The following is a 19,240-nucleotide window of genomic DNA, read 5'->3' as shown; positions in this document are numbered from 1 at the left end:
AGCGGACGGCGGCCGGGCCCGGTCGGGCCGGCGCGTCGGCGGCGCGGGCGGCGGGCGGCGCGCCCAGGGCCAGGGCGGCCAGGGCCAGCGCCAGGGTGCCGCGGACGGCGTTCAGGGGAGTGCGGACAGGCATGGAAAAGGATCCTCGTTGCGGGCGTGAATACTGCGGTTATGCAGGGTTCCCGAACGAGAAAGAAAAAGTGCTACGGCCGGCCCGGATTTTTGGGTTCCACCACCACCCAGTAGCCGGTGTAGCGCGACACCTGTACCGGCAATGCCGCCGCCAGCGAGGCCAGGATGCGGTCGGTGTCGGCCAGCGGATAGACGCCCGAGACGATCAGGTCGGCTACCCGCGGGTCGCAGCGGATCACGCCGTGGCGGTAGCGCCCGACCTGGTCGAGGAAGTCGGTCAGCCGCAGGCGGTCGGCCACCAGCTGGCCCTGCAGCCAGGCGGGCGCGGCGGCGGGGGCCGCCGGCAGCAGCCCGGCGGCGTCCGGGGTGACGCCGGCGGCCTGGCCCGCCTGCAGCCGCAAGGCGGCGCCTTGCCGCGGCTGGATCTCGACCGCGCCTTCGTATACGGCCACCCGCATGCGGTCGCGCTGGATCTCGACGCTGTAGCGCGTGCCCAGCGCCAGCACGCTGCCGTGGTCGGTGGCCACCGAGAAGGGGCGGCCGGCGGCCAGCGCGCCGTGGCCGGTGGCCACGTACAGCTCGCCCCGGCGCAATGCCAGGCGGCGCGCGCCGGCGCTGTATTGCACGTCGACGGCGCTGTCGCTGTTGAGGGTGAAGCGGGTGCCGTCTTCCAGCACCACCTCGCGCCGTTCGCCGACGGCGGTGCGGTAGTCGGCGGCGTAGACGGCCCAGGGCAGCCGGCCGGCCGCCAGGGCCGCGCCGCCGCCCATCAGGCCCCAGCCCATCAGCCGCAGCGCCTTGCGCCGGCCGGCCTGGCGGCCGGACTGCGCCAGCGCCTGGGCCGAGGCCTCGGGCGACACGCCCAGCAGCCGCGCGTCCAGCCGCTGCACCTGCTGCCAGGCGCGCTCGTGGTCGGGATGGGCGTTGCGCCAGCGCTGCCAGGCGGCGCGCTCGTCGGCGGTGGCTTCGCCCGACCACATGACCACCAGCCATTCCAGGCCCTGCGCCAGGATGGGGTCGGGGATGCCCGCGGCGCCGGCCTTCATAGCGCCGCCAGGCAGGCCTGGGCGGCGCGCAGCATATGCTTGCGCACCAGCGCCACCGAGACGCCCAGCCGCGCGGCGATCTCGGAATAGGTCAGGCCCTCGAAGCGCGACAGGATGAAGACCTGGCGGGCGCGGGCGGGCAGGGCGTCGAGCGCGGCGTCCACCGCCATCAGCGTTTCCAGCGCCAGCGCGCGGGTCTCGGCCGAGGGCATGTGGGGTTCGGGCAGTTGCGCCAGCGCGTCGAGATAGGCGGTTTCGAGGGTGCGGCGGCGGAACAGGTCGATCACCAGGCCCTTGGCGATCTGAGTCAGGAAGGCGCGCGCCTGACCGGCCTCGGGCAGGCGGCCGGACACCATCAGGCGCTCGTAGGTGTCGTGCGACAGATCGGCGGCGTCGTGCGCGCTGCCCAGCCGCCGCCGCAGCCATCCGGCCAGCCAGCCGTGGTGGTCGCGGTAAAGCGCGCTCAGGGTGGGATGCGCCGTGGGCTGGTTGGCCGCCGTCACAATGGAATCTCTCTCGCCGATGTCAAAGACCGGAAATGATAATCGTTGTTAATTCTGTCCGGCAAGCCGGCCCGCGCGGCAAGGGGGTGTAACCCAATGAGATATTTAACTTTTCATTGCAATAAGCCGTAAACAGGGGGACAGCCGCCCGCGGCGGCCTCCTGCAAACCCCGAGTGGCCCTCCCCATGTTCAAGAATCTGAGTATCCGCGCCGTCCTGACGACCGCGCTCTGTATTTTTTTCGCCCTTTTCCTGGTGACCGGCATCGCCGTCTACCAGCAGCTGACCTCCAACCGCACGTCGATCGAGGTGATGCTGGATACCAACCTGGTGCGCGCCAACGCCGTCGACTCCGCCGGCGCCGAGTTGCTGCGCGCGCGCCTGGTGCTGCTGGCCGCGCAGACCACGCTGCTGGAAGGCAAGAGCATCGACAACCTGGCCAGCATGCAGCGCCTGGATGGCTACACCAAGAAGGCCGCCGACCTGATCCAGACGGCGCGCCAGACGCCCGAGACCTCGCCGGTGGGCAAGCCGCTGTTCGACGAGGCGCTGGCCGCCTATGAGGTCTACCAGCGCGACGCGATCACGCCGATGATCGCCGCGATCCGCGCCGGCAAGGCGCAGGACGCCAGCCGCCTGAACCTGGAGAAGGTCACGCCGCTGGGCATCGCCTTCACCCAGGCGATCCAGAAGTACGTCGATTACGCCGATGAAGTCGGCCAGCGCGTGGCGCGCGAGGCCAACACCCGCATCAATGGCGCGATCGCTTTCCTGATCGGCCTGCTGGTGGTGGTGGCGGTGCTGGTGGTGGGCCTGTACGCGGTGTTCGCGCGTTCGGTGTTCCGGCCGCTGCACGAGGCCGGCCGCCTGTTCGACCGCATCGCCGGCGGCGACCTGACCAACCGCATCGAACAGCGCGGCAACAATGAAATCGGCGTGCTCTACGCCGCCGTCAAGCGCATGCAGGACAGCCTGGCGCGCACCGTGGCCGCCGTGCGCCAGGGCGTGGAAGAGATCCACACCGGTTCGCGCGAGATCGCGGCCGGCAACATCGACCTTTCCTCGCGCACCGAGCAGCAGGCCGCCTCGCTGGAGGAAACCGCCGCCAGCATGGACGAACTGTCGTCCACCGTGAAGAACAACGCCGACAGCTCGCGCAACGCCTCGCAGCTGGCGACGGCGGCGTCCAATGTGGCCACCCGCGGCGGCCAGGCGGTGGGTGATGTGGTGGGCACCATGCGCGCCATCGCCGACAGTTCCAACCGCATCGCCGACATCGTCGGCGTGATCGATGGCATCGCCTTCCAGACCAACATCCTGGCGCTGAACGCGGCGGTGGAAGCGGCCCGCGCCGGCGAGCAGGGCAAGGGCTTCGCGGTGGTGGCCAGCGAAGTGCGCGCGCTGGCACAGCGCAGCGGCCAGGCCGCCAAGGAGATCAAGGGCCTGATCGATGACTCGGTGCAGAAGGTCTCGATCGGTTCCGACCAGGTCGAAGCCGCCGGCGCCACCATGCAGGAGATCGTGACCTCGGTGCGCCGCGTGACGGACATCATCAACGAGATCTCCAGCGCCTCCGAAGAGCAGTCGCAGGGCATCGAGCAGGTGAACCAGGCGGTGTCGCAGATGGACAGCGTGACGCAGCAGAACGCCGCGCTGGTCGAACAGGCCGCCGCGTCGGCCGCCTCGCTCGAAGCCCAGGCGCAACGCCTGCGCGAAGCGGTGGCGGTGTTCAAGCTGCAGACCGGCCGGGTGATCGACGCCGAGGCGCCGGCCCTGGGCCACGGCGCCGAGCCGGCGCTGCTCGGCGCCTGAGCCGCCGCCGTTCCGGACGCGGGACGCTTGCGCGTTCCGCGTCTTGTCGATAAGGGGGCGCCGCGCCGCCGTCAGCCCGCCAGCGCTTCGGTCAGGTGCGCGATCAAGGCGCGGGCGCGCGCCGACAGCCGGGGCGCGCCGGTCAACGCATACAGCGTCACCGGCTCCAGTTCCCATTCCGGCAGCACCGCCACCAGCCCCGGCGCGCCGTCGCGCAGCGGCGCGATGCCGGCGCCGCGCGCGGCCAGCTGCCGCGCCATCTCGGGATCATCCACGCAATAGCGTTCGCGCGTCATGACGACGGCGCGGTCCTGCCCGCGCCGCAGCTGCCAGCGCGCGGGCGCGCCGTTGTCGTCGGCATGCACGCCAATGCAGTCGTGCGCGGCCAGGTCCGCCGGGCATTCGGGCGCGGGCCGCCGCGCCAGGTAGTCGGGGGCGGCATAGAGCCGGGCGCGCAGGGCGCCCAGGCGATGCGCCAGCCAGGATGGGTCGGTGGGCGGTTCCAGCCGGATCGTCAGATCGGGACGGTCCGGCGCCGCGGGCGCGGCCCGCGTCACGCTCAGTTGGAACCGCAAGCCGGGATGGCGCGCCGCGAAGGCCGCCAGCGCGGGCGCCAGCGCCTGCCGGGTGCGGGCGTCGGGCAGGTCCACGCGCAGCAGCCCGGCATCGCGGCCCGCCGTGGCCGCCTGGCGCGGCAACGGCGACAGCGGAATGCCCAGCGCCGCGGCGGCGCGGCCGAAAGCATCGACGCTGGTGACCTTGGCGAACACTTCCATCCTGGGCAGCGGTTTCATGGCGCTGGTTTCCTGGGAGGGCGCGGCCGGGGCCGCTCAGAAGGCGTAGACCACGCCGACGCTGCCGAACAGGTTGGCGCGGCGCTCGGTCAGCGGGCTGTCGCGCGCGTCGCCCAGCAGCGTGTTCACGCCCAGCGTGGTGATGGTGCTCCAGCTGGGGTTGATGCGGTACGACCAGCTGGTGAACAGCGCCGCCGACTTGAAGCCGGAGGACGGCGAGTAGGTCGACAGCCCGGCGCGGCTGCTGGCGGCCTGCGAGGACGTGACGCCGTACCAGGTCTGCATGGCGTCGTGGCTGGCCCACTGCGTGCTGGCGCCGACGTTGACGCGGTTGGCGCCGTCCTGCCAGGCGGCGTAGGTGGCGCGCAGTTCGAGCGTGCCGCCGTAGCCGCTGCGCGCGGCCTGGCGGTAGGCGGCCCCCAGCGAGAACGGGCCGGGCGCCCATTCGACGAAGGCGCCGTAGGTGGCGTGGAAATCGATGTCGTCCAGGCCCTTGGTGCGGTCGGCGTCGCTGGACTTGCGGCCCAGGCCCATGCCGACGAACACGCCCGCCTTCCAGTCGGGCGCCAGCGTGGTCTGCAGGCCCGCTGCCGGCAGCCCGGCGCGCGGCGAGATGAAGAAGTTGCCGGAATGGTAGTTGATCAGCGGCACCGGCAGGGCCCGGTACTCGCGCGAGCCTTCGTAGACCGGCACGTAGCCGACGCCCAGTCCGATGAAATTGGTGCCAGGTTGATCGGCCAGGGCCGGGGCGGCGGCGCAGGCCAGGGCGGCGGCCGTGGCGGCGCCAGTTGCTAACATAGCCAGCTTCATTGCGGGAACTTTCCTTTCTCGTGGGGCAGGCGCCCGGCGGCGGCCGGAGCGCGACAAGGCGCCATTGTCGGAGCCGGCTTTTAAAAATTCTTTAAATCCAGGGCGGCACAATGCGGCGCCATGGAGAGTCAGGGAGCGTTCTTGCAAGTTCTGCTGGTGGAAGACGATGCGATGCTGGGCGACGCCTTGCGCGCCAGCATGGCGCAGGCGGGCATGCGCGTGGACTGGGTGCGGGACGTGCCCGAGGCCCGGCTGGCGCTGGTCGACCATGGCTATGGCGCCGTGCTGCTCGACCTGGGGCTGCCCGGCGGCAGCGGCCTGGCCGTGCTCAAGCATCTGCGCGGGCGCTATGACGCCACGCCGGTCCTCATCATCACCGCGCGCGACCGCCTGAGCGAGCGGGTGCAGGGGCTGGATGCGGGCGCCGACGACTATATCGTCAAGCCGTTCCAGCTGGACGAACTGCTGGCCCGGCTGCGCGCAGTCGTGCGCCGCAGCAGCAATTCGGTGGTGTCGGTCCTGCGCTGCCGCGACGTGCTGCTGGACCCGGTGCGCCGGGTGGTGACTCGGGCGGGCGCGGAGGTGGTGCTCAGCGCCAGCGAATACCGCACCCTGCTGGCGCTGATGGAGCGCGCCGGCCAGACCGTCAGCCGCGAGCAGCTGGAATCCGCGGTCTATGGCGGCAGCGGCACCATCGAAAGCAATACCGTGGCGGTCTACGTGCACCAATTGCGGCGCAAGCTGGGCGAGGACCTGGTCGCCACCGTGCACGGGCTGGGCTATCGCATCGCCGCGGGGGACGCGCCATGAAGACGCTGCGCAAGCGCCTGACCGTCACGTTGTTGCTGACCCTGCTGCTGACCTGGGCGGCGGTGTTCCTGTGCCAGCAGCACGCCATGACCGAGGCCCGCACCGGCATCCGCGACCAGGCGCTGGTGGACTCGGCCAACCAGACCATCCTGTCGCTGCGCCGCAGCCTGCTCGAAGAACGGCCGGACGAGCGTTTCGAGCTGCCGTCGTCCAGCCATTTCCGCGGCGAGCGCGCCTCGGTGCAGATCTGGTCGCTGGCGGACCGGCGCCTGGCGCTGCGCTCGCCGGAATCGCCGGCCCAGCCGCTCAATCCGCATTTCGACGATGGTTTCCGCGACAGCGTGATCAATGGCGAGAGCTGGCGCGTGTATTCGCTCAGCGACGCCTCCGGCCAGGTGCAGGTGCAGCTGGCCCGCGCCGACAGCGTGCTGCGGGCCGAGGCGGTGGCCGCGTTCAAGCGCGGGCTGGTCATCGTCACCGCCTTGTTCCTGCTGCTGGCGGCGGCCACCTGGATCGTGGTGCGCCAGGCCTTCCGGCCGGTCAACCAGGCCGGCGAGGCGATCCTGCGGCGCGCGCCGTTCGATCTGGCGCCCCTGCCGCTGGACCGCCTGCTGGGGGAATTGCATCCCTACGTGCAATCCATCAATGCGCTGTTGCTGCGCCTGCAGGCCGCCATGGACCACGAGCGCCGCTTCCTGGCCGACGCCGCGCACGAACTGCGCACGCCGCTGGCGGCGCTCAGCGCCCAGACCGAAGTGCTGCTGCAACGCATCGCCGACACGCCGGCCGCCGACGCCGCCCTGCAACTGCGCGCGGTGGCGCAGCGCACCGCGCGCCTGGCCGAGCAATTGCTGGACCAGGCCCGCATGGACGCGGCCAGCGAATCCGACGCCGGTCCCGGGCCGGTGGCGCTGGACGCGCTGGTGGTGCTGCTGGTGCGCGACTGCGAGGCGGCCGCGGCGCGCAAGCGCCAGCGCATCCAGCTGGACGTGCAGGCCTGCGGCGCGCGCGGCGACATGGACACGCTGGGGGTGCTGGTGCGCAACCTGCTCGACAACGCGCTGCGCTACACCCCCGAGGGCGGGCAGATCGCCGTGGCCTGCGGCGCGGGCGAGGGCGGCGCGGCCTGGTTGCGGGTCGCCGACGATGGCCCCGGCATCGCGCCGCGCGAACGGGCGCGGGTGTTCGACCGCTTTTATCGGGCCCCGGGCGCCAACGCCGGCGGCAGCGGCATCGGCCTGTCGCTGGTGGCGCAGATCGCCGCGCGCCATGGCGCGGTCGTGGCGTTCGCGCCAGGCCTGAACGGGCGCGGCGTGGGCTTGACGGTCACGTTCCCCGGCAACTTCGCGCCGGCCTGACGCCTGGCCGCCACGCACCGGGCGAGGGAACCTCGCCGGCTGCTTCGTTACTCACCGGGATGCGGGCAGCTCCCTGCCCGTGGACAACGATGCGCGGAGGCGTCCCATGAACGACATTGCGGCCTTGCGGTCAGGCGCGAATTACCTGCAGCATGAAGTTACCGATTTGCAGGAAGACCATATCAAGACGGCCAACAATTACTCCCGGCTGGCCCAACTGCTGGACGGCATCGCCGCCTCGAAGCAGGAACACCGGACCAATCTTGAGGCGCAATACCCCACGGCGTTCCAGCCCGATGCCAGGAATGGCGAGGCGGTCGCCAAGGGCGCCGACGAAATCCTGCAGCAGCAGCGATTGGTCCACGAATGCCTGTCCCTGGTGGGAGCGTTGAGCGAAGAAGAGCAGGTCCACGGCGAACAGCTCAATCGCGTCAACGAGCGCCTGCACGACGCCTTGGCGCTGGTCCGGCATGGTCATACGCCTTCGGTCGAGGATGCGACCCGGCTGCGCAGCCATCTGCAGGAGGTGCGCGACGACGTTTCCGCCATGGCCGACCGTCATCAGATGATGCTCCAGGCCAATGCCGCGTTGATGGAAATGATTGGCCAGTTGAAGGCCGAGGCGCCGAACGTGCCACCGCCGGTGCGGGATCCCCGGCAGGCCTTGGACAATATGCGGACGGAAGGGGATATCCAGATTCCCGTGGGCGGCATGGTGGCGCCATCCACCTCGGCGTTCCCCGTGCCGACCTCGTACGCGGTGAGCCGTCGTATCGAGGAGGGGTTGCAGCCTGGCAGCGCGTTGGGCTCGCGCGCCATCGTCAGTGCCGACGAGTCGAGCAGCCAGGTGGTCTGCAACAACCTGGTGCGTGTTTCGGCGCACGATCTCGAGGATCCCGCTCGCCTCGAGCGGGTGGTCCAATCACTCACCCACAATCCCGCCCGGGGCTGCTTTTCGGTCGCCGCGGAACGGCAGGGAGAGCTGACCGCGCCCTCTGACCAGATATTGTCGGCTCGCATGTTCAACACCGCGATCCTCATCATCGATCCGAAGAAGCTCGACCAACAGGATCAGGAGGGCCTGGGCGGCCTGCTGCTCGATCCGACGGTCAGTACGGAATGCTCGGTGGCCAGGGTCGGCCGGGATGCGATCATTGCCGCGATCGTGCCGCAGCGAACGGGCGGCGACGTGGGCGTTCCCACCCTGCAGGTGGGTGACACGACCGCCAATTTCGAAATGCGCGTTGGCGGCGGCAGCACGGCATTCCTGAACCTGACCATGCCTGACTACGCCCAGGGCCTGACCGACTTGCTGCGCGCCAATTCAGATCGGACGATGCTGATCCACCTGACGCGGTTCAAGTAAGCGCGGGGACCGCGCCCGCTCGGCCGCCTGTAGCGCGGCGGGGCGGGCGCGAGACCGCTGGGGCCTGACAGCCTTACTGATCCAGCTGGATCTTGGCGTCGGCGGCCACGTTTTTCCACTTCTTCACGTCGCTGGCGATCACGTTCTTGAACGCTTCCGACGTGCCGGCCACCACCGTGCCGCCCAGGCTGGCCATCTTGGCCTTGACCTCGGGGTTGTTGAGCGCCTTGACCGAGGCGTCGTGCAGCTTCTGCGTCACGTCGGCCGGCAGGCCCTTGGGCGCCAGCAGGCCGTTCCAGGCGTTGGCTTCATAGCGCGGCAGGCCGGCTTCCTTGAAGGTCGGCGTGTCGGGCAGTTCCGGCGAACGGGTGTCGGCGGCGATGGCGATGGGACGGATCTGGCCGCCCTTGATGTACGGCAGCGAGGCCGGCACCGGCTCCCAGATCATCGAGACCTGGCCGCTGATGACGTCGGTGAAGGCCGGGCCCGCGCCGCGGTAGGCGATGTGCATGAGCTTGGCGCCGGTCATCGACTTCAGCAGTTCCATCGCCAGGTTGCCCAGGCCGCCCGCGCCCGACGAGGCGTAGGTGTACTTGTCCGGGTTGGCCTTGGCGCTGGCGATCAGGCCGTTCAGGTCGGTGGCGGGGAAGTCCTTGGTCACGCTCAGCACGCCCGGCACGGTCACCAGCTGGGTGATGGCGGTGAAGTCCTGCACCGCGTCGTAGGTCAGGTTCTTGTAGACCGCCGGGTTGGTGCCGTGGGTGCTGGACGAGGCCAGCAGCAGGATGTAGCCGTCCGGCGCCGCGTCGGCCACGAAGCGGGTGCCGATCGAGCCGCCCGCGCCGGCCTTGTTCTCGACCACCACGGTGGCGCCCAGTTCGGTGCCCAGCTGCGCCGCGAACACGCGGCCGATGATGTCGGCGGTGCCGCCGGGGGCGAACGGCACGATCAGGCGCACGGGCTTGTTGGGATAGTCGGCCTGCTGCGCCGAGGCCGCGCCCGCGATCAGCGAGGCGCCGCTCAGCAACGCCACGGCGATTGCGGTTTTGGTCAGTTTCATGGTGTCTCCAGGCGAAGGTTAGTCGAGGCCGTTGAGCCAGTCGACGATCAGTTCGGCGATGCGGTCGCTGTTGCGGTCCAGCATGCAGAAATGGGAATTGCCGGCGATGCCGGCGGCGGGCAGGTCCAGCACGTCGGCGCGCCGGCCGGCCCGCCGCAGGGCGTCCCAGTAGGCGTCCGTCTGGGCGCGGTAGCGCCGCCAGGTGTCGTTGTGGTCGAAGTGGTCGCCCCAGACCAGCAGTTGCGGGGGCAGGGGGCCGTCGACGCGCTCGGGCGTGCCGGTCGGCTCCAGCGCCACCACGGCGCGGATCGGGCCGGGACATTCGCGCGCCAGCTGGGTGGCGTAGCCGCCGCCCTGGCTGTGGCCGATGACGATGCAGGGGCCGGCCAGATCGAGCAGTTGTCGGTAGGCGTCCAGCGCCATGGCGTCATGCGCCAGCCAGCGCGGCACGAACTGCTTGGCGAAGGCGTCGAAGGCATCGTCGGGAAATTGCTGCGCCGGATAAGCGCGGCGCGGCTGGCCGGCGGGCGCGTAGCCGTCGGCCGGACCGATGCGGAACAGCTGCCAGGCCTCTTCCTTGGAACGGAAGATGGGCGCCGCGTCATAGATCTGCGGATACATCGCCCATGAGGCGCGGCCGCGCTCGGGCGCGTCGGCCACGAACACGTCATAGCCGGATTGCAGCAGCCGCCAGAGCCAGCCCTGGCGGCCGTCGGGGGTGCTCTCCCATTGCGCGCCGGTCATGCCGCCGCCATGCCACAGCAGCACCGGGTGCGGGTGGCGCGGCTCGGCCAGGCGGTATTCCTGCACGTAGAGCTGGCCGGCGCAGTAGCTGCCGTTCATGTCGATGGCGCGCGCGGCGCCGTTGCCCACCACCTGCTTCTGCAGCACCGGCAGTCCGCCGGCCGCGACCTCGCGGCCGCCCAGGAAGTGGCTGCGCAGGGATTTCAGCAGGACGGGGGCGTCGGACATCGGCATCTCCAGAAGACGCCGTAATACTAGTTGTAACAAGCGCGGGGTTTGTGCAAAATGTGCAGGGCTTGTGCCGATACGGCACAGCGACACAAGAAGAAGGTGGAGACGGGATGGATATCAAGTGGCTCGAGGACTTCGTGGCCCTGTCGAAGGCGCGCAACCTGTTCCAGGCGGCCGAGGCGCGCAACGTCACGCATCCGGCCTTCGGGCGCCGCATCAAGGCGCTGGAGGACTGGGCCGGCGTGCCGCTGGTCGAGCGCGGGCATCAGGTCTCGACCCTGAACGCGGCCGGGCGCAGCATGCTGGCGGCCGCCATCGATGTGCTCGACATCCTGCGCGAGACGCGCCAGGGCCTGCAGAAGCCCGAACTGGAACGCACCCGCCGCATCGCCATCGCCTCCGGCAAGACGCTGGCGCATTCGGTGCTGCCGGGGCTGATGGCCAAGGTGCAGCAGGGCATGCAGCCGTTCCAGCTGAAGGTGGTCACCACCACGCTCAACTTTGGCATCGACATGCTGGCCGACGGCGAGGTCGATTTCCTGCTGTGCCACGCGCACGAGCCGCTGTACGCGCAGATCGACAACCCCAACTACCGCTTTCGCCGGGTCGGCGCCGACAAGCTGGTGGCCGTCAGCGCGCCGCTGGCGCCGGGCAGCCGCCACCCGCGCCACGCGGTGCCCAAGCTGGCCTCGGATCCGGCCGTGCCGTTCCTGGCCTACGCCGACAGCATGTCGCTGGGCCGCATCCTGCGCGACCGCCTGCGCGGCCTGTGCGTGCCGGCGCAGTTGCAGACCATGTACGAATCGGACCTGGCAGACGCGCTGCATGCCATGGCGCGGCAGGGCTTCGGCCTGGCATGGCTGCCGCACACGCTGGTCGAAGCCGACCTGCGCGCCGGCGTCCTGGCGCGGGCCGACAGCGCGCGCAACGACATCCACATGGAGATCCGGCTGTACCAGTCGGTGGACAACGCCAAGCCGCTGGCGCGCCAGGTGTGGAGCCGGATCGAGGCCTACGCGGCGCGCTAGGGGGAGGGCGGGGCGGCGCGCCAGCCGGCACCGTTTTCCGGTGGCCGGGCAGGAAACAGGGACAAAAGATGCCGAGCGCGCCCGGCAGGCATAAAATGGCGGATTCTTCTGCCATCCGACCACAGGATCCCGCGCCATGAACGCACGCATCCCCGACGACGCACTTCCTCCTACCCTCGATCCGAAGGCTCTGCAGGCTTTTGTGGACGACAAGTGGGACAACGAGATCATCCCCGCGCTGACCGACTACATCGCCATCCCGGCCAAGAGCCCGGCGTTCGATGCCGACTGGGAAAAGAACGCGTTCATCGAGCGCGTGGTGCGTGACGCGGCGCAGTGGGTCGAAGCCCAGAAGGTCTCGGGCCTGAAGCTGGAAGTGGTGCGCCTGCCGGGCCGCACGCCGGTGATCTTCTTCGACGCGCCCGCCACCCGCAGCGACAACGGCGACACCGTGCTGCTGTACGGCCACCTGGACAAGCAGCCTGAATTCTCGGGCTGGCGCGCCGGCCTCGGCCCCTGGACCCCGAAGTACGAGGACGGCAAGCTCTACGGCCGCGGCGGCGCCGACGACGGCTATGCCGTGTATGCCTCGCTCACCGCCATCATGGCGCTGGACAAGCAGGGCATCCCGCGCCCGCGCTGCGTCGGCATCGTCGAGACCTGTGAAGAATCCGGCAGCTACGACCTGCTGCCCTACGTCGACGCGCTGCGCGACCGCCTGGGCAACGTGGCCCTGGTGGTGTGCCTGGATTCGGGCGCCGGCAACTACGACCAGCTGTGGATGACCACCTCGCTGCGCGGCATGGTCTCGGGCACGCTGGAAGTGCAGGTGCTGGACGAAGGCGTGCACTCGGGCGACTCCAGCGGCGTGGTGCCGTCGTCGTTCCGCATCCTGCGCCACCTGCTGGACCGCCTGGAAGACAGCGGCACCGGCCGCCTGCTGCCGCAGAGCCTGCACTGCGAAATCCCCGCCGACCGCATCGAACAGGTGCACGCCACCGCCCGCATCCTGGGCGATGAAGTGTGGCGCCGTTTCCCCTGGAGCTGCGGCGCCGAGGGCGGCTTCGTGCTGCCCATGACCACCGAGCCGGAACAGGCCCTGCTGAACCGCACCTGGCGCCCGACCCTGTCGGTGACCGGCGCCGAAGGCCTGCCGCCGCTGTCCAGCGCCGGCAACGTGCTGCGCCCGCGCACCGCCTTCAAGCTGTCGCTGCGCCTGCCGCCGCTGATCGACGCCGTCGCCGCGTCCGAAGAGATCAAGGCCCTGCTGGAAGCCGACGCGCCCTACAACGCCAAGGTCCTCTTCAAGGCCAACGAAGGCGCCGCCACCGGCTGGAACGCGCCGGCCTCGGCGCCGTGGCTGACCCAGGCGCTGGATGCTGCCTCGCAGCAATACTATGGCGCGCCCTGCGGCTACATCGGCCAGGGCGGCACCATTCCGCTGATGAGCATGCTGCAGAAGGGCTTCCCCAAGGCCCAGTTCATGGTCTGCGGCGTGCTGGGCCCCAAGTCCAATGCCCACGGCCCGAATGAATTCCTGCACGTGCCCTACGGCAAGAAGCTGACCGCCGCGGTCGCGCAGACCATGGCGGCGATGCCGACGGCCTGATCGGCGGTGGCGGATGAAGGAAAGCCCGGCCTGGCCGGGCTTTTTTCATGGCGTCGGAGGCGCTGCCGAGGGGCGTGCCGATGGGCGGAACACGACGCGCATGGCTGTCTCGGAGGTCACTCGCAGGAGTACGTCGCAGCGGGGACGGGTGAATCGTTGCGCGATCCGCCGCAGTAATGCCCACAGGCCGCTCAGGATGAAGACGGTGTCCGTGATCGGGTTGGGAATGAATGAGAGGGGGGGCCGCATTTTGGGGCGCGATCTGTACCACGCTGTGCAAGCCGTCCGTCGCCAGCAGCGCCTGCATGCGCTGTGTCAGCATATCCATGGCGCTGATGTTCTCGACGTAGAAGTTCTCGCGTTGCCGCAGCAGCATCACCAATTCATCGTCGGACAGGCGGTTGGCGAAATAGGTGAGCGCGATGGCCATCCGTTTCTCTTGTCGTAGTCGTGGCGCCACTCTAGCGCGGCGCCACAGGCTCCGGCAATGTCGGACGGATGGCGAATGGCGAGCGCGGCCGTCAACGGCGCCCCGGCCGCCGCCGTCACAGCGTCCGCACCAGCGCCATCCCGCCGAACAGCGCCGCCAGCCCCAGGCCGAGCGACAGGCCGGCGTACAGCAGCGCCAGGCCGGCGCGGCCCTGTTCCACATGCAGCGCCGTTTCCAGCGCGAAGGTCGAGAAGGTGGTGAAGCCGCCGACGATGCCGGTGGTCAGGAACAGCCGGGTCGGCTGCGACACCGAGAACTTCAGCGCCAGCAGTTCGGTGATCAGCCCCATGACGAAGCAGCCGATCACGTTGGTGGCCAGGGTGGCGTAGGGGAAGGCGATCCAGCCCAGTCGCAGCGCGGCCAGGCTCATGCCGTAGCGCGCGGCGGAACCCAGGCCGCCGCCGACGAATACCAGCAGTAGATTCAAGATGTCTCTCCAGATCAAACGATGGAGAGCAACAGCCGGGGCTTGCCCACGGGCCGCGCGGTGGGGCAGCGCGGGCGGCCTCCAGCGAGGTCGCGGCCCGAAAACAAGACACCCGCCGCGGCGGGTGTTTGTCCGGACGACACCCGCTGCGGGCATGTTGCCCGGTCAGCAGGAGCCATCAGCCGAGATCGGCGGTTTTGGGAAGCTCCATTCCCATTGCCGGCCATTTTAGCCCAGGTCGGTCGCCTATACTCGCGTTTTGCCAGGATTACCCGCCATGATTTCCACTTCCGACGCCTACGCCAACGTGGTTGCCGAAACCCGCCATTGGCTCACCCAGGCCGTGATCGGCCTGAATCTCTGTCCGTTCGCCAAAGCGGTTCAGGTCAAGGACCAGATCCGCTTTGCCGTCAGCGATGCGACCGACGCCGAAGGCGTCCTGACCGACCTGCAGGACGAGCTGGCCCTGCTGGCCGAGGCCGATCCGGAAAAGATCGACGCCACGTTGTTGATCATTCCCGACGCGCTCGACGATTTCCTCGAGTTCAACGACTTCGAGGACCTGTCGGACCGCCTGCTCAAGCGCATGCGCCTGGTGGGCGAGCTGCAGGTGGCCACGTTCCACCCGCAGTTCCAGTTCGCCGACACGCAGCCGGACGACATCGAGAACTACACCAACCGTTCGCCGTACCCGATCCTGCATCTGCTGCGCGAGGACAGCATCGACCGCGCGGTCGAGTCCTTTCCCGACGCCGCCGAGATCTACGAGAAGAACATCGACACGCTGACGCGGCTGGGCCTGGAAGGCTGGCAGCGGCTGATGCGCAAGCCCGCCTGATGCCGGGCGCGGCCGGCGGCGAAGGCCGTCGGCGCCGTTGTCGCATCTGTCGGGACGCCGCCGCATCGGGGCGCGACCGCGCGGGCACGGTCGGCCGCGCGCGAACGTGAGTTCAGCGGGGCAACGATGCTCCACCGCAGATGGCGATGTCCTGGCCGGTGATGGCGGCCGCCTCGGCCGACAGCAGGAACGCCACCAGGGCCGCGATCTCGGCTGGCTGTATTAGCCGGCCGATGGGCGGCAGGCGCGCCGGACTGGCGGCCCGCGCGGGGGCGTCCAGCATGCCCGTCTGCGTCGCGGCGGGGGACACCACGTTCACCGTCACGCCGTTGCCCGCCAGTTCGGCGCCCCAGCTGCGCGCCAGCGCCACCAAGGCGGCCTTGGACGCGGCGTATTGGCCGCGGCCGGGCATGCCCTGCGCGACGCGGCTGCCGACCAGCACCACGCGGCCTGCGCCCCGCGCCACCATCGCCGGCGCCAAGTCCCGGGTCAGGCGCACCGCGGCATCCACGTGCAGCTTCCACATGCGTTCGCCGTCGGCGGGGTCCGATTGCGCCAGCGGCGCTACCCGCAACAGCCCCGCCGCATGTACCAGGGCCGTGACGTCGTCCAGGGCCTGCGAGGCCTGGCGGGTGGCGGCGTCGTCGCACAGGTCGACCTCGACATGCCGGTAGGCGGCATGCCGGGCCACGGCGGGCCCGAGGTCCAGCCCGGTCACGCGCCAGCCGCCGTCCAGCAGCCGCTGCACGATCGCCTGGCCGATGCCGCCGGTGGCGCCGGTGACGACGGCGTGGCCTGGCGTGGGATCAGTCGACATGGATGTGCCCCTCTTCGATGATCTTGCGCGAGCGCGCCATGTCGTCCTTCTGGAAACGCGTGAACTCGGCCGTGGTGATCGGCGTGATCGTCACGCCCAGCTGTTCGTACTTGGCCGCCATGCCCGAGGACAGGGCCTTGTTGACCTCGGCGTTGAGCTTCTCGACGATCGGCGCGGGGGTGCCGGCCGGCGCCCACAGGCCGTACCAGCTGTAGTACTGGTAGCCGGGCAGCACTTCGCCCACCGTGGGCACGTCGGGCAGGTTGGGCAGGCGCGCTTCCGAGGTGACGGCGAGGATCTTCAGCATGCCGCCCTTGTAGTACGACAGGGCGCCCAGCACCGGGTCGATGAATCCGTCGATGCGTCCGCCCACCAGGTCCTGCAGCGCGGGCGAGGTGCCGCGGTAGGGAATGACCATGTAGTCCAGGCCGCCCTGGCGCTTGAGCAGTTCGGTGGCCAGATGCCCGGCCGATCCGATCGAGCCGACGGCGAAGGTGAGCCGGCCCGGGTTCTGCTTGGCGTAGGCCAGCAGGCCGGCCAGGTCCGACACCGGCAGGTCCTTCTTGACCGAGACCGACAGCGGCGCCTTGCCGGCCATGGCGACGGGCACGAAGTTCTTGTCGACGTCGAAGGGCACCGACTTCATCGTCATCGGCGCCGTGGTGAAGGTCGAGGCGTTAAAGAGCAGGGTGTAGCCGTCGGCCGGCGACCGGGCCACCACGTCGGCGCCGATGATGCCGTTGCCGCCCGAACGGTTTTCCACCACGAAGCTCTGGCCGGTCTGCTCGCTCAGTTTCTGGGCCACGTCGCGGCCCAGCATGTCCAGCGTGCCGCCCGGCGGAAAGGGAATCACGAACCGCACCTGGCGTGCGGGATAGGCCGCCTCGGCCTGCGCCGCGCCGCCGCCCAGCGCCGTGCACAGGGCCAGCACGGCGCGCAACAGAATGGTTTTTCGCATGATGTGTCTCCTCGGGTTTTGATGTCGTCGCGGCGTGGCCGGGGCTGTCCCGCCCCTTGGCCGCCGCGCGATGCGGCGTCAGCGCGCCAGCAGTTCCGCCTTGGCCAGCGCGGCGCGCAGCGCGTCCATCTCGACCGGGCCGGGGGCCTCGGTGGGCGGACGCACCGTGGCGCTCTCCAGCACGCCGGCCAGATACATGCCGGCCTTCATGCGGGCATGCGCTTCGCCAGTGGGCTCGCCGGCGCCATACACCGCGTCCTTGAGCGGGGTGATCAGCGCCTGCACCGCCTGCGCGCGCTTCAGATCGCCGGCCTTCACCGCCTCCCACAGGTCGATGATGAGCTGCGGGATGAAGGTGGCGAAGCCGACCAGCGCGCCGTCCACGTCCTGCACCATCGAGGCCAGCAGGTATTCGTCGTGGCAGGTGAGAATGGCCTTGGAGGCATCGGCGTCGCGCAGCGCCTGGATGTCGCGGGCATACTTGTTCATGTCGCGCTGGCCGACCTTGAAGGCCTGCACGTAGGGCAGCCGCGCCAGGTCGGCCAGCAGGCTCGACGAATAGGACGCGCGCGTCCACGCCGGATAGACGTGGCAGACCAGGTCGAGATCGGGCGCGGCCTCGTGGATGGCCTGGAAGTATTCCAGCGCGTGGCCGGGCGTGAAGCCGAAACGCAACCAGTGGTGGGGCGGCATCACATCCAGCGCGGCGGCGCCGGCGGCGCGCGCGGCGCGGGCGTGTTCGGCGGCCTCGGCGATGCCTTCGCACACGATCGAGGAAATCACGGGCAGCCTGCCGCGCAGCTCGTCGGCCACGATGCGGGTGACCTGCGCGCGTTCGGCGGGCGTCAGCGAAAACACCTCGCCGGTGTGGCCGTTGGTCATGACGGCGACCACGCCGTCGTGGCCCGCCAGCCAGCTGGCCAGGCGGCGCAGCGCGGGCTCGTCGATGCGGCGGTCGGCGGTGAACGGGCAGGCGATCGCGGGGATGATGCCACGGTAATTCGGGATGGAAGGCATGGGTGTTTTCCAGGTCCTGTGGGTGGGGGAATGGCCGCTATGATTGCGGCATCCCCTTTGGGCCGTCCAATACTCGAATTGCATAGAATTATCTATGCTGCGCTGCAAACAATCATGGGACCTGGAAACCGACCTCTGGACATGAATTGGCTGGAGGATTTCCTCGCGCTGGCCGACACCGGAAGTTTCTCGCGCGCGGCGGAAGCGCGCGCCATCGCGCAGCCCGCGTTCAGCCGCCACATCCGCGCGCTGGAGGAATGGGTGGGCGCCGATCTGTGCGATCGCAGCTCGCACCCCACCGAGCTGACCGCCGCCGGCCGCCGCTTCCTGCCGCTGCTCAAGCAGGTGCTGGCCGACCTGGAGGCGGCGCGCATCAAGGCGGTCGCGGCCCACGCGCAGGATGCCGCCAGCCTGCGCTTCGCGGCGACCCATCTGCTGTCGCTGACCTTCTTTCCGAAATGGCTGGCCGGCCTGGAAGCGGACATGGAAGTCGGCGCGATCCAGATGATGTCCGACAGCTTCCAGGCCTGCGAAGACCTGATGGCGCAGCGCCGCGTGCAGTTCCTGCTGTGCCACCGGCATCCGGGCGTGGCCAGCCGCCTGGATGAAACCGCCTATCCCATGGTGCGGCTGGGCTCGGACACGCTGGTGCCGGTCAGCGCACCGGCCGCGTCCGGCCGTGATGGCGAGCCGGCGCACCGCCTGGCGGGCGACGCCGCCGTGGACTTCCTGGCCTATGGGCCGGCCTCGGGCCTGGGGCGCATCGTGGCCAGCCAACTGCGCAAGAAGGATCTGGGCGAGGAACGCATCCGCGCCAATTTCGTCGGGCCGCACGCCACGCTGCTGCGGACCATGGCGGTGCAGGGCCGCGGCGTCGCCTGGCTGCCCGGCATGCTGGTGCAGGACGATCTGGCGCAGGGCAGGCTGGTGCGCGCGGGCGGCGCCGAATGGGATATCCCGGTGGAGATCTGCCTGTACCGCCAGCCGACCGACATGGCCGCGGTAGCTGAACAGCTATGGCGGCTGGCGCAGGCGCGTGCGGCGGCCTGACCGACAGCGCCGCCCGCGCGCATGGGCATGATCCTCGACCCCTTGCGCTAGGGGTTGCGATGGAACCTTTCCCGTCCTGGGGTTACTGAATGGCGTTTTCGGGCTGTCAGGAGTTCCCCATGAAGAAATATCGTTGCCGTCCCTTGCCACTGATGCTGGTCCTTGCCGGTGTCATGCTGCACGGCGCGCCTGCCGCTTTCGCCGCGGGCTCGGGCGGCGCGGGCGCGGTGGGGATACCCGGCGGCGGCGCCTTTGGCGGGCCGGCAGGCAACGGCAATGGCGGCCAGGCGATCGGCCAGCCGGGGCAGAATGGGCTCGGGCCAGGCGGGAGCGGCGGCGG

Annotated in this window: 19 protein-coding genes, 1 pseudogene and 1 riboswitch; of the genes and pseudogenes, 10 read left to right on the top strand and 10 right to left on the bottom strand. The window is 69.9% G+C overall.

Features of this window, described 5'->3' with window-relative positions; genetic code table 11:
- Positions 1-203 precede the first annotated feature (203 nt).
- Together AOZ49_RS24265 and AOZ49_RS24260 are read right to left on the bottom strand one after the other, a co-directional pair.
- On the bottom strand, positions 204-1,178 hold the full coding sequence (locus AOZ49_RS24265) for a FecR domain-containing protein (RefSeq protein WP_054478230.1): 975 nt from the start codon (positions 1,176-1,178) through the stop codon (positions 204-206).
- Positions 1,175-1,681 (bottom strand): sigma-70 family RNA polymerase sigma factor, encoded by a 507-nt coding sequence (locus tag AOZ49_RS24260; protein ID WP_054429815.1) that lies wholly within the window; start codon positions 1,679-1,681, stop codon positions 1,175-1,177. Before AOZ49_RS24260 ends, AOZ49_RS24265 begins: the two co-directional genes overlap by 4 nt.
- A 186-nt stretch (positions 1,682-1,867) precedes the next feature.
- Here AOZ49_RS24260 and AOZ49_RS24255 point away from each other — a divergent pair, with 186 nt between their 5' ends.
- On the top strand, positions 1,868-3,493 hold the full coding sequence (locus AOZ49_RS24255) for a methyl-accepting chemotaxis protein (RefSeq protein WP_054429814.1): 1,626 nt from the start codon (positions 1,868-1,870) through the stop codon (positions 3,491-3,493).
- A gap of 71 nt (positions 3,494-3,564) precedes the next feature.
- Here the strand turns inward: AOZ49_RS24255 and AOZ49_RS24250 are convergent, their stop codons facing one another.
- Together AOZ49_RS24250 and AOZ49_RS24245 are read right to left on the bottom strand one after the other, a co-directional pair.
- Positions 3,565-4,287 carry a substrate binding domain-containing protein gene (locus AOZ49_RS24250; protein ID WP_054429813.1) on the bottom strand — a complete coding sequence of 241 codons (723 nt, stop codon included), beginning with the start codon at positions 4,285-4,287 and terminating at the stop codon, positions 3,565-3,567.
- A gap of 36 nt (positions 4,288-4,323) precedes the next feature.
- Positions 4,324-5,097, bottom strand: a complete 774-nt coding sequence (locus tag AOZ49_RS24245) for a MipA/OmpV family protein (protein ID WP_054478227.1) — start codon at positions 5,095-5,097, stop codon at positions 4,324-4,326.
- Between the two features lie 141 nt (positions 5,098-5,238).
- Here AOZ49_RS24245 and AOZ49_RS24240 point away from each other — a divergent pair, with 141 nt between their 5' ends.
- The 3 genes from AOZ49_RS24240 (at position 5,239) to AOZ49_RS24230 (ending at position 8,631) form a co-directional block, all read left to right on the top strand.
- Positions 5,239-5,907 (top strand): response regulator transcription factor, encoded by a 669-nt coding sequence (locus tag AOZ49_RS24240; RefSeq protein ID WP_054429811.1) that lies wholly within the window; start codon positions 5,239-5,241, stop codon positions 5,905-5,907.
- Positions 5,904-7,265, top strand: coding sequence for an ATP-binding protein (locus tag AOZ49_RS24235; protein WP_054478226.1), 1,362 nt, complete (start codon positions 5,904-5,906; stop codon positions 7,263-7,265). The genes AOZ49_RS24240 and AOZ49_RS24235 overlap by 4 nt, the downstream gene beginning before the upstream one ends.
- A 106-nt stretch (positions 7,266-7,371) precedes the next feature.
- Complete coding sequence (locus tag AOZ49_RS24230; RefSeq protein WP_054478223.1) at positions 7,372-8,631, top strand: hypothetical protein; 1,260 nt, start codon at positions 7,372-7,374, stop codon at positions 8,629-8,631.
- 73 nt (positions 8,632-8,704) lie between these two features.
- Here the strand turns inward: AOZ49_RS24230 and AOZ49_RS24225 are convergent, their stop codons facing one another.
- Positions 8,705-9,691, bottom strand: a complete 987-nt coding sequence (locus AOZ49_RS24225; RefSeq protein ID WP_054478222.1) for a Bug family tripartite tricarboxylate transporter substrate binding protein — start codon at positions 9,689-9,691, stop codon at positions 8,705-8,707.
- A gap of 18 nt (positions 9,692-9,709) precedes the next feature.
- The gene (locus tag AOZ49_RS24220; protein WP_054429807.1) at positions 9,710-10,663 is read right to left on the bottom strand and encodes an alpha/beta hydrolase; all 954 of its coding nucleotides are present in this window, start codon (positions 10,661-10,663) and stop codon (positions 9,710-9,712) included.
- A gap of 113 nt (positions 10,664-10,776) precedes the next feature.
- Between AOZ49_RS24220 and AOZ49_RS24215 the strand changes: the two genes are divergently transcribed.
- The 3 genes from AOZ49_RS24215 (at position 10,777) to AOZ49_RS24205 (ending at position 13,751) form a co-directional block, all read left to right on the top strand.
- On the top strand, positions 10,777-11,694 hold the full coding sequence (locus tag AOZ49_RS24215) for a LysR family transcriptional regulator (RefSeq protein ID WP_054429806.1): 918 nt from the start codon (positions 10,777-10,779) through the stop codon (positions 11,692-11,694).
- 136 nt (positions 11,695-11,830) lie between these two features.
- Positions 11,831-13,303, top strand: a complete 1,473-nt coding sequence (locus AOZ49_RS24210; RefSeq protein ID WP_054429805.1) for a M20 family metallopeptidase — start codon at positions 11,831-11,833, stop codon at positions 13,301-13,303.
- A 196-nt stretch (positions 13,304-13,499) separates the two neighbouring features.
- Positions 13,500-13,751 carry a hypothetical protein gene (locus AOZ49_RS24205; protein WP_054478221.1) on the top strand — a complete coding sequence of 84 codons (252 nt, stop codon included), beginning with the start codon at positions 13,500-13,502 and terminating at the stop codon, positions 13,749-13,751.
- 97 nt (positions 13,752-13,848) lie between these two features.
- Here AOZ49_RS24205 and crcB read toward each other — a convergent pair whose 3' ends face one another.
- A complete protein-coding gene (gene crcB, locus AOZ49_RS24200) occupies positions 13,849-14,220 on the bottom strand; it encodes a fluoride efflux transporter CrcB (RefSeq protein WP_054429803.1) in 372 nt (123 codons plus the stop codon).
- 162 nt (positions 14,221-14,382) lie between these two features.
- A riboswitch (Fluoride riboswitch) is annotated at positions 14,383-14,444 on the bottom strand.
- A gap of 53 nt (positions 14,445-14,497) precedes the next feature.
- Here crcB and AOZ49_RS24195 point away from each other — a divergent pair.
- The gene (locus AOZ49_RS24195) at positions 14,498-15,058 is read left to right on the top strand and encodes a DUF1415 domain-containing protein (protein ID WP_054478217.1); all 561 of its coding nucleotides are present in this window, start codon (positions 14,498-14,500) and stop codon (positions 15,056-15,058) included.
- 112 nt (positions 15,059-15,170) lie between these two features.
- Here AOZ49_RS24195 and AOZ49_RS24190 read toward each other — a convergent pair whose 3' ends face one another.
- The 3 genes from AOZ49_RS24190 to AOZ49_RS24180 all read right to left on the bottom strand — a co-directional run bounded on the left by AOZ49_RS24190 (position 15,171) and on the right by AOZ49_RS24180 (position 17,850).
- On the bottom strand, positions 15,171-15,875 hold the full coding sequence (locus AOZ49_RS24190; protein WP_054478215.1) for an SDR family NAD(P)-dependent oxidoreductase: 705 nt from the start codon (positions 15,873-15,875) through the stop codon (positions 15,171-15,173).
- Positions 15,865-16,833, bottom strand: a complete 969-nt coding sequence (locus tag AOZ49_RS24185) for a Bug family tripartite tricarboxylate transporter substrate binding protein (protein WP_054429800.1) — start codon at positions 16,831-16,833, stop codon at positions 15,865-15,867. The genes AOZ49_RS24190 and AOZ49_RS24185 overlap by 11 nt, the downstream gene beginning before the upstream one ends.
- A 78-nt stretch (positions 16,834-16,911) precedes the next feature.
- Positions 16,912-17,850, bottom strand: coding sequence for a dihydrodipicolinate synthase family protein (locus AOZ49_RS24180; protein ID WP_054478213.1), 939 nt, complete (start codon positions 17,848-17,850; stop codon positions 16,912-16,914).
- Between the two features lie 141 nt (positions 17,851-17,991).
- Here AOZ49_RS24180 and AOZ49_RS24175 point away from each other — a divergent pair, with 141 nt between their 5' ends.
- Positions 17,992-18,900: a LysR family transcriptional regulator gene (locus AOZ49_RS24175; RefSeq protein WP_231689753.1), complete on the top strand. Its 909-nt coding sequence runs from the start codon at positions 17,992-17,994 to the stop codon at positions 18,898-18,900.
- A gap of 119 nt (positions 18,901-19,019) precedes the next feature.
- Positions 19,020-19,240: pseudogene (locus tag AOZ49_RS33080) on the top strand (hypothetical protein); the annotation flags it as partial.

The organism is Achromobacter sp. 2789STDY5608615 (assembly GCF_001298995.1).
Taxonomy (GTDB): Bacteria; Pseudomonadota; Gammaproteobacteria; order Burkholderiales; family Burkholderiaceae_B; genus Achromobacter; species Achromobacter insuavis.
Note: the sequence above shows the minus strand (reverse complement) of the source record. Positions and strands in the feature narration are given on the sequence as shown.

Excerpts from the sequence above, each read along its gene's own strand:
- AOZ49_RS24230 (WP_054478223.1), top strand. The coding sequence starts at position 7,372 with ATGAACGACATTGCGGCCTTGCGGTCAGGCGCGAATTACCTGCAGCAT.
- AOZ49_RS24225 (WP_054478222.1), bottom strand. The coding sequence starts at position 9,691 with ATGAAACTGACCAAAACCGCAATCGCCGTGGCGTTGCTGAGCGGCGCC.
- AOZ49_RS24245 (WP_054478227.1), bottom strand. The coding sequence starts at position 5,097 with ATGAAGCTGGCTATGTTAGCAACTGGCGCCGCCACGGCCGCCGCCCTG.
- AOZ49_RS24215 (WP_054429806.1), top strand. The coding sequence starts at position 10,777 with ATGGATATCAAGTGGCTCGAGGACTTCGTGGCCCTGTCGAAGGCGCGC.
- AOZ49_RS24205 (WP_054478221.1), top strand. The coding sequence starts at position 13,500 with ATGAAGACGGTGTCCGTGATCGGGTTGGGAATGAATGAGAGGGGGGGC.
- AOZ49_RS24190 (WP_054478215.1), bottom strand. The coding sequence starts at position 15,875 with ATGTCGACTGATCCCACGCCAGGCCACGCCGTCGTCACCGGCGCCACC.
- AOZ49_RS24265 (WP_054478230.1), bottom strand. The coding sequence starts at position 1,178 with ATGAAGGCCGGCGCCGCGGGCATCCCCGACCCCATCCTGGCGCAGGGC.
- AOZ49_RS24195 (WP_054478217.1), top strand. The coding sequence starts at position 14,498 with ATGATTTCCACTTCCGACGCCTACGCCAACGTGGTTGCCGAAACCCGC.
- AOZ49_RS24250 (WP_054429813.1), bottom strand. The coding sequence starts at position 4,287 with ATGAAACCGCTGCCCAGGATGGAAGTGTTCGCCAAGGTCACCAGCGTC.
- AOZ49_RS24180 (WP_054478213.1), bottom strand. The coding sequence starts at position 17,850 with ATGCCTTCCATCCCGAATTACCGTGGCATCATCCCCGCGATCGCCTGC.
- AOZ49_RS24175 (WP_231689753.1), top strand. The coding sequence starts at position 17,992 with ATGAATTGGCTGGAGGATTTCCTCGCGCTGGCCGACACCGGAAGTTTC.
- AOZ49_RS24185 (WP_054429800.1), bottom strand. The coding sequence starts at position 16,833 with ATGCGAAAAACCATTCTGTTGCGCGCCGTGCTGGCCCTGTGCACGGCG.
- AOZ49_RS24255 (WP_054429814.1), top strand. The coding sequence starts at position 1,868 with ATGTTCAAGAATCTGAGTATCCGCGCCGTCCTGACGACCGCGCTCTGT.
- AOZ49_RS24235 (WP_054478226.1), top strand. The coding sequence starts at position 5,904 with ATGAAGACGCTGCGCAAGCGCCTGACCGTCACGTTGTTGCTGACCCTG.
- AOZ49_RS24220 (WP_054429807.1), bottom strand. The coding sequence starts at position 10,663 with ATGTCCGACGCCCCCGTCCTGCTGAAATCCCTGCGCAGCCACTTCCTG.
- AOZ49_RS24210 (WP_054429805.1), top strand. The coding sequence starts at position 11,831 with ATGAACGCACGCATCCCCGACGACGCACTTCCTCCTACCCTCGATCCG.